The organism is Gordonibacter pamelaeae 7-10-1-b, from assembly GCF_000210055.1.
Classification (GTDB): domain Bacteria; phylum Actinomycetota; class Coriobacteriia; order Coriobacteriales; family Eggerthellaceae; genus Gordonibacter; species Gordonibacter pamelaeae.
The window spans coordinates 2,392,600-2,402,452 of record NC_021021.1; the positions used below are offsets into that span (position 1 = coordinate 2,392,600).

At 65.2% G+C, this 9,853-nt stretch carries 8 protein-coding genes; 4 read left to right on the top strand and 4 right to left on the bottom strand.

Annotation, left to right across the window (positions count from 1 at the left end; translation table 11 throughout):
* Positions 1-875 (top strand): helix-turn-helix transcriptional regulator (locus tag GPA_RS11165; RefSeq protein WP_041239523.1); only part of this gene is annotated, 875 nt, incomplete at its 5' end.
* Positions 876-884: 9 nt separating this feature from the next.
* Here the strand turns inward: GPA_RS11165 and GPA_RS11170 are convergent.
* The 4 genes from GPA_RS11170 to GPA_RS11185 all read right to left on the bottom strand — a co-directional run bounded on the left by GPA_RS11170 (position 885) and on the right by GPA_RS11185 (position 6,272).
* Positions 885-1,607 carry a Crp/Fnr family transcriptional regulator gene (locus GPA_RS11170; RefSeq protein WP_227155644.1) on the bottom strand — a complete coding sequence of 241 codons (723 nt, stop codon included), beginning with the start codon at positions 1,605-1,607 and terminating at the stop codon, positions 885-887.
* Positions 1,608-1,722: 115 nt separating this feature from the next.
* Positions 1,723-3,534 (bottom strand): aryl-sulfate sulfotransferase, encoded by a 1,812-nt coding sequence (locus GPA_RS11175; RefSeq protein ID WP_041239524.1) that lies wholly within the window; start codon positions 3,532-3,534, stop codon positions 1,723-1,725.
* A gap of 88 nt (positions 3,535-3,622) precedes the next feature.
* Positions 3,623-4,792, bottom strand: a complete 1,170-nt coding sequence (locus GPA_RS11180) for an NAD(P)/FAD-dependent oxidoreductase (RefSeq protein WP_015539916.1) — start codon at positions 4,790-4,792, stop codon at positions 3,623-3,625.
* A complete protein-coding gene (locus GPA_RS11185; RefSeq protein WP_049784124.1) occupies positions 4,785-6,272 on the bottom strand; it encodes a Na+/H+ antiporter NhaC family protein in 1,488 nt (495 codons plus the stop codon). Before GPA_RS11185 ends, GPA_RS11180 begins: the two co-directional genes overlap by 8 nt.
* Positions 6,273-6,577: 305 nt before the next feature.
* Between GPA_RS11185 and GPA_RS11190 the strand changes: the two genes are divergently transcribed.
* From GPA_RS11190 to GPA_RS11200, 3 genes are all read left to right on the top strand, one after another.
* Entirely contained in the window at positions 6,578-7,117 is a 540-nt protein-coding gene (locus GPA_RS11190) for a hypothetical protein (protein WP_231847634.1), read from the top strand.
* Between the two features lie 49 nt (positions 7,118-7,166).
* A complete protein-coding gene (locus GPA_RS11195) occupies positions 7,167-8,963 on the top strand; it encodes a CocE/NonD family hydrolase (RefSeq protein WP_015539918.1) in 1,797 nt (598 codons plus the stop codon).
* Positions 8,964-9,074: 111 nt separating this feature from the next.
* On the top strand, positions 9,075-9,743 hold the full coding sequence (locus GPA_RS11200; protein ID WP_015539919.1) for a TetR/AcrR family transcriptional regulator: 669 nt from the start codon (positions 9,075-9,077) through the stop codon (positions 9,741-9,743).
* Positions 9,744-9,853: the final 110 nt, after the last annotated feature.

The window sequence follows — 9,853 nt, forward strand, 5'->3', positions numbered from 1 at the left end:
CGGACGCCGCGCGTGCCCCCTCCGCGCGCGGAGACGTGCCGTCTCCGGATGCCGGCAACGCGGCCGTGGCGGCCCTCTTGAGCTTCCGCGGCGAGCTGTTCCTGCTGAGCGTGGTGTTCGGCCTTGCGTACTGCCTGGGCATATCGCTCAGCATCATGTCGAACAGCCTGGAGTTCATCTGGCTGTCGCTGTGCGTGCCCGGCATCTTCCTCGTACTGTACAGCGTGTTCCTGAAGGACCGCGTGTCCGTGCGCGTGCTCCTGACCCTCCTGTTCCCCATCGCGGCGTTCCTGCTTCTCCTGCTCCCGTTCAGCAACCCCTTCGGGCTCGTGCTGTGCTGCAGCCTGCTGGTCATGTGCTTCACCACCTACGACGTGCTCAACGTGGTGCGGCTGCGCGAGATCATCGCGGCCAACCGGCTGCCGGGGGCGAAGTCGTGGGCGACGGGGCGCTACCCGCAGCTTGCGGGGCTCGTGCTGGGATGGGCCGCCGGCTACGGCATGCTGCTGACCGACGACGCGCTCAAGGTGCTGCTGCCGGCCGTGTGCGTGGGGCTGGTGGTGGCCATCGTGGCCATGCTCACGCGCTATGTGTGGAGGTACAGCGACGTGGCGGGCGGCGCCGCCCACGTGCCCGAGGAGACGGTGGGGCGCGTGCACGATGCCATCGTGCTGCGCTACGGCCTGTCGCCGCGCGAGCGCGAGGTCATGGAGCTCTTGGTGCGCGGCTACAGCACCGATCGCATCGGCAAGGACCTGCACATCTCGTACCATACGGTCAAGACGCACGTGTACCACATCTACCAGAAGGTGGGGGTGCACGCCCAGCAGGAGCTCATCGACCTCGTGGAGGAGCGCCTGCGCCTCATGCGCTGAGAGCCGCCCTCAGAGCAGCAGCTCGAGGCCCTCCCGGTCGAGCACTGCCAGCCGGCAGCCGTCCATGCGGAAGTAGCCCTGCTTCTCCATGCGCTTGGCCTCCTGGTTGAGCGACGAGCGGGAGACGCGCAGCTCGTTAGCCCAGATCGTCTGGGACGCGGGCAGCTCCACGCAGCCGTCCTGCGCTATGTCGTCCATCCACAGCACCCAGAAGGCGATGCGCTCCCGTATGGTCTGGTAGCGCAGGCAGCACAAGAGCATCTGGTTCTTCAGCCCCCGCTTCGACAGGTAGAGCATGAAGCGGTACAGCATCTGGCTGTCCGTCCTCAACATCAGCTCGAAGAACGACGTGTCCAGCCACATGACCGTTGTCTTCCTCACGGCCAGCAGGTTGTAGGTGTACACCTTCTCGCCGGTGAAGTAGAGCAGCTCGGGGAACACGTCGTCCTTCTCGAAGTACCCGTTGCACAGCTCGTGGCCGTCGACGGTGTAGCGGGCCGTTTTCAGGCACCCCTCGGTCACGATGCCGAACTCCCTGATGGGCGCCCCTTGCGCGTGGACCGTCTCAGCTGTCTTGTACGTTTGGCGCCGCAGGAGGTCGCCGTACACGGGATGCGCCAGGCAGGAGCTGGCGAACGAGGGCAGCCCTGCGGCATCGCGCTCCAAGGAGCCCCAGCTCCCCGGCGAAGGGGGTGCGGGGGCGAAGGGCTTCCCAAGCTCGTTCCGGATCAACGTAAGACCCCTCTCGTCGAGCGGGCCGCCGGCGCCATGCCGCCTTGCGGCGGAGACGGCGGCGGCCTTGCGGCGGCCTGCGGGCGCAAGGCCGCCGCTTCGCATTCAGGCCTGCCTACGCGAGCGCGCGGTCCAGCAGCTCGCAGACGTCATCATAATCTCTTTCGCCGGCGAACCGCAATACCTCCTTGCCCTGGTTGAATACGGCCACCACCGGAATGCCGAGGGCCTGGCAGCCCTTGGCGATCTCGGGGCTCTTGTCCACGTCCACGTAGCGGATCCGGAACATGCCGTCGTACTCCTCGCCCAAGGCCTCCTCCAGCACGGGGTGGAGCGCCTTGCAGTGCACGCAGCGCTCGGCGCCGAACAGCACGAGCACGGGCTTCCCCTCGGCCTTCAGCACCTCGTCGTTCCAGGCGCCCATGGTGTCGACGGGCACGAACACGTCGGTGTCCACGGAGAACACCTTCTCGCGCAGGCTCAGGTCGGCCTCGTCGTCCGTGGCCACGCAGAGGGCCACGTCCGGGTAGTAGGGCAGCGTGCCCTCCACGTCCACCACCGTCTTGGCGCCGAACGCGCCGGCGTTGGGCAGGCGCCACGTGGCGTTGTCGATGCGCTCAACGGGCACCTCCTGCGGCACCGGCTCCTGCGGCACGTAGCTGTAGGGGTAGCGGTAGGCGCGGTAGACCATGTTGTTGCGCGGGCCCTCCTCGTTGTGGCTGTAGTAGGGGCAGATCCACTCCCACACTATCTCGTGGTCGGGCGTGACCTCGATCAGGCGGCCGTCGCTGCCCTCGTCCACGAGCGTGTTGCCGTTCGGCAGGCGCTGGGCGCTCGACACGTAGGGGCTGTAGAACTTGCTCGCATCGGTGGGTACGGCGTGGCCCAGCTCCTTCGGCGTGAGCTTCCACACGATCTCGAGCGTGGTGGGGTCGAACTCGATGATGCGGCTGTAGTCGCGCAGGGCGTTCTTGGAGCCGTCGCGCGAGCCGGGGTTCGGCACGCCGTAGCCGCCCCAGCCGCCGTTGTCGAACACGAGCAGGTTGCCCTCGCCCGGCAGGCCCTTCGGAATCATGTGCAGGTGGTGCTGGCCGATGATCCAGCCGAGCTTCCTAAGCTCGGGGGTGGCGTTGAAGTCCGGGCCGATCTTCCACACGATCTTGCCCGTCTCCTTGTCGATGATGGCCAGGATGTTGGCCTCGCGCGAGTCGAAGATGATGTTGTCGGGCTTGAAGCGCAGGTCGCCCTGGTCGTGCCACTTGTTCGGCCCCAGGTAGCTCATGCAGTTCACGTGCAGGTAGTCGCCCACGCCGCCGTCCGAGGTGCGCATGTTCGGGTCGCGGGCCAGCACGTTCTTCGCCGCCTCGTCGAAGCCCAGCTCGTCGAAGTGGTCGGTGATGGACCACTTCCACACGATGTTGCCCTCCCAGTCCACCTCGTACATGCAGTCGTCGAGCAGCTTCTTGTCGGAGACGTTGGGGCTGTACAGCGTCTGGTGGGCGAGGATGAGCGTGTTGCCCTCGAGCGGCTTGGCGTCCATGCCCGGCACGTAGTAGCCCACGGGGTTGCCCTCGCGCTGGAAGTCGTGGTGCTGGCGCGCCATCCAACGATGGTCGCGGCCGGGGTCGTCGATGCTCTCGAAGCGGTCGAACTGCCACACGATGTTGCCGTCGTAGTCGATCTCCTGCAGGTTCACGCCGTCCTGCATGCCGTAGTCGGGGTGCCGCGTGCCCGCATAGCCCATGACGTAGCCGCCCGGCAGGAGCTTCGGCGGCATGGCCTGCATGTTCCAGCGGCGCACCTCGTTGCCGTTCATGTCGAACAGCAGCACGCCGTCGTTGATGAGGGGCACGATGGTGTACCCGTTCCAACACTTCTCAGGGTTGTAGATGGTGGTACCGTGAGGGAATACGCTCGGTTGACCCATGGTTCGTTCCTCCGTTTGTCGGTTCGGCCCTATTCGCTTGATGCAAAGCTATCTTGAGAGGTCGTTCTATAAGGTACTGAAAGCCGGCTCACACCTCCGTTCCCATCAGCTTGCCGCCGAAGTAGAAGGCGGTTGCGGGGGAGGCCGTGAGCCCCAGGCGGCCGTACAGCAGCGACTGCCGGGTGATGTCCTGGCGCTCGACGCGCCACTCGCCGCGCAGCTTCTCCTCCAGCGCGGATACCTGCTCTATCTGCTCGCTGTCGTAGGGGTCGTAGAAGACGAACGCCACCTTGCCCGCGTCGGGCGTGAGCAGCGAGTCGATCTGCTTCTTCTCCTTCACGTAGCGCTCGCTGGCCGTCGCCGCGATGGCGCCGTCGGCGGCTGCGGTGACCACCTGGCGCAGGAAGGTCTGCGTGCAGTCGCCCACGGCGTAGATGCCGGGCACGCTGGTCTCCTTCTTCTCGTTGACCGCGATGTAGCCCTTATCGTCGCATTCCACCAGGTCGCGAACCAGCTCGGTCTGCGGTATCATGCCCACGAAGAAGAAGATGCCGTCTGTCTCCACCTCGCTCGACGCGCCCGTGACCACGTTCTTGATGACGAGCCCCTCCACCTCGTCGCGCCCCTTGATCTCCTCCAGGGTGGAGTTCCACACGAAGTCGATCTTCGGGTTGCGGAACGCCGTTGCGGCGGCCACCTCGTTGCAGTCGAGATGCCCCTCCTCGTGCAGCACGATCACCGTCACCTTCGACGCGAAGCCCGTGAGGTAGTCGGCCTCCTCGATGGCCTGGTCGCCCGCGCCCAGCACGTAGATCTCCTTGCCCTTGAACATCTCGGCGTCGCAGGTGGCGCAGTAGGCCACGCCGTGGCCGGCGAACTCCTTCTCGCCGGGTATGCCCAGCACGCGCGGCTTCGTGCCCAGGTCCAGCAGGACGCAGCGCGTCTCGAAGTCGCCGCGCCGCTTCGTCTGCACGAGGAAGTTCCCGTTGTCCAGCTGCTTGATGCCGGTGACCGTGGTGCGTTTGAGCTCGTTGGTGGGGAAGGCGAGCGCGTGGGCCTTGAACTTCTCCATGAGCCCGATGCCGGTGTCGCCGATCGTGCCCGGGTAGTTGCGTATCTCGCGCGTCTCGTTGATGCGCCCGCCGTAGCTTCCCTTCTCGATGAGGATCGCCTTGCGTTCGGCCCGCCCGGCGTAGACGGCGGCCGAAAGCCCTCCGGCGCCCCCGCCTACGATGATCATGTCGTACGTCTCAGCCATTGTTCGCCACCAGATCCTTCTTCTCGATTGCAGGTTTGCATGCCGTGGCCTTCCGCCCCCAGCCGAACACGACCCAGCCGAAGCAGACCGCAGCCAGCATCAGGGGATAGAAGCAGCAGGTGAATATCGGGACGGGCGCCACGAGGGGCAGCGCCGGGTTGGCGCCGGCCAGGCCCGCCACGAGGGTGATGGAGCCCATGATGAAGATGGAGTTCACGGGCACGATGGCCGGGATGTTCGTGGCCATGGCGGTGAGCAGGATGCTCCGGCGGTTCGCCGAGATGCCCGGCCTCTGGCCTATGTTCTCCACCACGTCCTTGAACATGATGACGGTGGGCAGCTCGGACCCTGACAGCAGGCAGCAGATGACGCCGGTGCCCAGCGCGACGATGCCCTCGGCGCCCGCCGGCTTCTTGGCCATCTTGAGGCCCATGAGGAAGTCGCAGCACTTCTCCAGGATGCCGCCCTCCACGGCGATCTGGATCATGCCGAACAAAAGGATGCTGGCGAACACGAGGTTCACCGAGCTGGCCACGCCGTCCATGAACACGCCGTGCATCTGCTGCTTGGCGAAGTCGAAGGAGACGAGCGCTGCGGGCTCCATGAGGCCGCTCGCAAGCCCGAGGACGACGCCGGCGAGGATGGCCCAGCTCACGCCCATGAGCAGGTTGCGGGTCTTCACGCAGATGGCCAGCAGGAGCGCGATGGGGACGAACATGAGCAGGTCGCGGGCATCCGCCATGCCGGCCAGCTCCTGCGGCGAGACGGTTGCCGCGCCGGCGCCGCCGAGAAGGAAGAAGAGCACCGCGGAGACGAGGGCGATGGCCACGAGGTAGGGCGACCGGGCCTTCATCACCTCTACGAGGTCGGCCGGCCTGCCCGTTCCCGGGTCATGCTGCGAATTGATGGTCACGTGGATGACCTGGGAGCTGGGGGAGAGCGCGTCGCCGAAGAACACGCCGCTGATCATGGCTCCCACGAGCACGGTCGGGTCCGCCCCCAGCATGATGCCGGTCGGGTAGAAGATGGGCACGAGCGCCAGCAAGGCGGGAAACGGGGCGCCCGATCCCGTGGCGAAGACGGCGCAGCCGACGAACACCAGAACGACGAACGCCCCGCCCTGCAGCCCGCAGTTCAGGCCTATCCAGAGCAGGCCCCCGCCTATGTCGCCGGCAACGAGCACCTTGCCGAACACGGCGATGATGATGAAGATGAAGATGAGGTTAGCATTGCCGAACTGGGTGAGGCCGCGCACGCACGAGGCCCAGTACTCCAGCTTGTTCCGGCAGAGGAAGAAGCCGGCAAGCAAGCCGATGACCGAGGCGAAGATGAGCGCCTCCATGCCGTAGTAGCGTATGCCGATGGAGATGACCGCTGCAATGACCATGTAGAGAAGGATCGGAAGAGCCGCGAAACCTTGCGTGCCGTAGAATTGCAAAGCGAACCGCTTGTCTTTGCCGTCAACCCGCTGATGAGCCAAGGCAAACACCGCCTTTCTATTCGATTGCTCACTTCGGGACCCCGTTCCTGTGCCTTCTATTAAGCCATGCGCGCTCGGGCAAAGCCTGTTGGCGCGACAACACTTTTACGGCCTGTCATCGCGATTTCGCATGGCCGGCTGATGGCGAGCGGCATAGCAGGGAGGCCGTAGGGCGGCCCCCTTGTTCGGAGAGATGGATAATCGGACACTCCTCGGCCGAGCGTCCATGTCGAAAAGGCCTGTGCCGAGCATAATGAGGGCATCGAAGCTTTGAGCCAAAACCGAGAGCAGCAAAGGAGGATATGATGATCTTTAAAGGGCCGGGTGGGTTCGGACGCGTTCTCAACATCGTGATGTGCATGGTTATGTGCGTTGTTCTGAGTGTAATCATTCTTTCGACCATGCAGGGCGTTCCGGGTAATGAAACGTTGCCGATCTTCACCCTCTTGGGCTTTGGCGTTTCGTTTCTCATGAGCTTCTGCGTGGGCTACGTAGTCGGCGATCTTTTCCCCGCTCTTTCCTGGGGGCGCAAGCTCTGCGACGCTTTCCATATCGAAAACAAGATAGCCGTCCATGCGGTGAGCAGCTTCGTGCTCGCCTTCACCCTCATCACGTTGGTGAGCGTCTCATGCGTTTGGATGACGAATGCTCAGTCTCTGGGTTTGGACGCGTGCGTGGGGATATGGATGATGGTGTACCCGCCGCTGCTGGGCGCAGGCTACCTTGTCATTCTGGTAATCCTGCCCTTGGCGATGAGGCTCGCCTCCGCGATAAGCGGGTTCGATCCGAACGGGCCTTCCCCGCAGAAGCCGGCGGAAGGCGCCGTGGAGGGCGTGCTGTCTTGAGGACGGCGAGGTTGGGAACACCGTTACGTGCGACGAGATGGGAGATGCTATGATGCCGATGGAAAGGGAGCGGTTCACCCTCGAGACCACCATCAGGGGTGAGGAGATAGAGAGGATATACCAGAAGGAGTTGAGGCCCGTCCCGCCCGAGGAGTGGGAGGCCCTGTCCGACGAGGAAAAGCAGCTGGCCAAGCCCTATGCGTTCGACCAGCGCACGTACGAGGCGGCGCCCGGCATCGTGTGCGAGCAGGACGTGGCGGTCAAGATGCGCGACGGAATCACCCTCTACTGCGACGTCTTCAGGCCGCAGGACTCGGACGCGAAGGTGCCGGCGATCCTGGCCTGGTCGAACTACGGGAAGCGCCCGAACGATTTCCGCACGGGCGAGGACGTGGGCTACACGCCGGGCGTGCCGTTCGGCGCCGTCTCGCCCAGTGCCAAGTTCGAGGCGGCCGACCCGCTTTTCTGGTGCCCCAACGGGTATGCGGTCGTCAACGTCGACCCCCGCGGCATCGGCTACTCGGAGGGCCTCCACGACCAGTTCTGCGAGGAGGAGGCCAAAGACGGCTACGACGTGGTCGAGTGGGCCGCGCAGCAGCCTTGGTGCAACGGGCGCGTGACCATGGCCGGCTCCTCCGCGCTGGCCATCACCCAGTGGCACATCGCCGCGCAGCAGCCGCCCCATCTCGCCTGCATCGCACCGTGGGAGGGCATGAGCGACATGTACCGGGAATCGCTCTACGAAGGGGGCATCCCCTGCATCCGCTTCACCAGCTTCGCCACCGCGGGCGCCTGCGGCCTTAAGGGCATCGACGACCAGGCGGCCATGGCCCTGCGCTACCCTTTGATGAACGCCTACTGGGAGAACAAGATCCCCGATTTCGGCAAGATCACCGTGCCCGCCTACGTGGCGGCGGGGTGGAACCATTTCCACCTCCGCGGCTCCATCAACGGGTACCGCAAGATATCCTCGGAGAAGAAGTGGCTCCGGGTGCACCGCGAGTTCGAGTGGCCCGATTTCTACACGCGCCAGAACATGGAGGAGCTCAAGGCGTTCTTCGACCGCTACTGCAAGGACGTCCACAACGGGTGGGAGCTCACCCCGAAGGTGCGCATCGACGTGATGGACGCCTACGACGAGGACTTCGCCACGAGGCGCCCGGAGCGCGAGTTTCCCCTGGCGAGGACCGAGTACCGGAAGCTCTACCTGAATGCCGAGGCCATGAGCCTCGAGGGCGAGAACCCGGCCGCGCCCGCCTCCGTCTCCTACGACGGCAACGAGGGCGTCGCGGAGTTCGACTACCGGTTCGAGGAGGACACCGAGCTCACGGGGTACATGAAGCTCCACGCCTTCGTCGAGGCGGACGGGCACGACGACATGGACCTGTTCGTCACCGTGAAGAAGGTCCACGAGAACGGGACCGAGATACCCGTGACCCTGTTCGACGGCACGGCGCCCCACCCGGGCGCCTGGGGAAAGATGCGGGTCTCGCACCGCGAGCTGGACGAGGCGCTTTCGAGCGACTTCCAACCCGTGCAGGCGCACCGCAGGGAGCTGAAGCTCTCCGCCGGCGAGATCGTCCCCATCGACGTGGAGATCAACCCCACGAGCCGCCTGTGGCGCAAAGGCGAGATCCTCCGCGTGCAGGTTGCGGGGCGCTACCTCCGCGACGAGCATTGGATCGAGCCCCTCATGTGGGAGACGGACAACCGGGGGAGCCATATCGTCCACACCGGCGGCGAGTACGGGTCCTACCTGCAGGTGCCCGTCGTCGGGCCGCGCCACGACCGCTCGAAGCCGTTCGTCGTGGACGAGGCGAGGCACCCGACCCATCCCATCTTCTAGCCGGGGTCCGCGGCAAGCCGCAAGGCGAGACGGCGGCGCCTGCCTTTGCAGGAAGGCGCCGCCTGCCTTAGAATCAGGGAACGATCGCAGGGCTGGAAAGGCGGTGCGGATATGGATTCGGGTTCGAGGGCCTCGGCGGCGAGGCGGGCTATCGTCGAGGCGTACATCGACCTCATGGAGGAGAAGCCCTACGACTCCATCCGGGTCAAGGAGCTGGTCCAGCGGTCCAACGTTGCCAGGTCCACCTTCTACGTGCACTTCCGCGACGCCATCGACGTGCTGGAGGGCATAGAGGGCACGCTCCTCGGCCTGTTGAGCCTCTACCGGTCCGACGGCGACGCCTACAAGGGCGCCATAGCGGGCATGCCGTTCGAGTGTATGGAGAACTGGTTCGAGGTCTGCATCGAGCACGAGCGGGTCTTGAGGGCGCTGACCGGCCCCCACGGCGACCCGTACTTCACCGTGCGCCTGCAGAACCAGATCAGGCAGGAGCTCAACCAGATGATGGACGACGACCGTGCCCCGCGCGACAGGCTGCGGCCCTACTACGTGGAGCTGCTCACCGCATCCTACATCGGGCTCATGAGCTACATCGTCAAGGAGAAGAACAAGAGCGAGTACCTGGAGGCGCACGAGCTGGCGAGCATCGCGAACTCGACGAGCGCCGCCTACTACAAGCTGAGCGACAAGGCGCCGCGGCTCTCCGACGAGCGCCTGTTCGGCGCGAAAGCGCCGATAGGGGAGGACGGGGGCGAAGATCGTCCGGAAACGGCCCGATAGGCGGAGCCGTTCCCGGACGCGGCGCTAGCCCAGACCGGCCGTGGAGAAGTAGCCGGCGACGGCTACGAGGGCGATACCGGCAGCGCCTATGAGCACGTTTCTTGCCGAGG

What these genes read in the sequence shown, in the direction of transcription:
- GPA_RS11175 (WP_041239524.1), bottom strand. Translation starts at nt 3,534, where the DNA reads ATGGGTCAACCGAGCGTATTCCCTCACGGTACCACCATCTACAACCCT.
- GPA_RS11180 (WP_015539916.1), bottom strand. Translation starts at nt 4,792, where the DNA reads ATGGCTGAGACGTACGACATGATCATCGTAGGCGGGGGCGCCGGAGGG.
- GPA_RS11190 (WP_231847634.1), top strand. Translation starts at nt 6,578, where the DNA reads ATGATCTTTAAAGGGCCGGGTGGGTTCGGACGCGTTCTCAACATCGTG.
- GPA_RS11195 (WP_015539918.1), top strand. Translation starts at nt 7,167, where the DNA reads ATGATGCCGATGGAAAGGGAGCGGTTCACCCTCGAGACCACCATCAGG.
- GPA_RS11200 (WP_015539919.1), top strand. Translation starts at nt 9,075, where the DNA reads ATGGATTCGGGTTCGAGGGCCTCGGCGGCGAGGCGGGCTATCGTCGAG.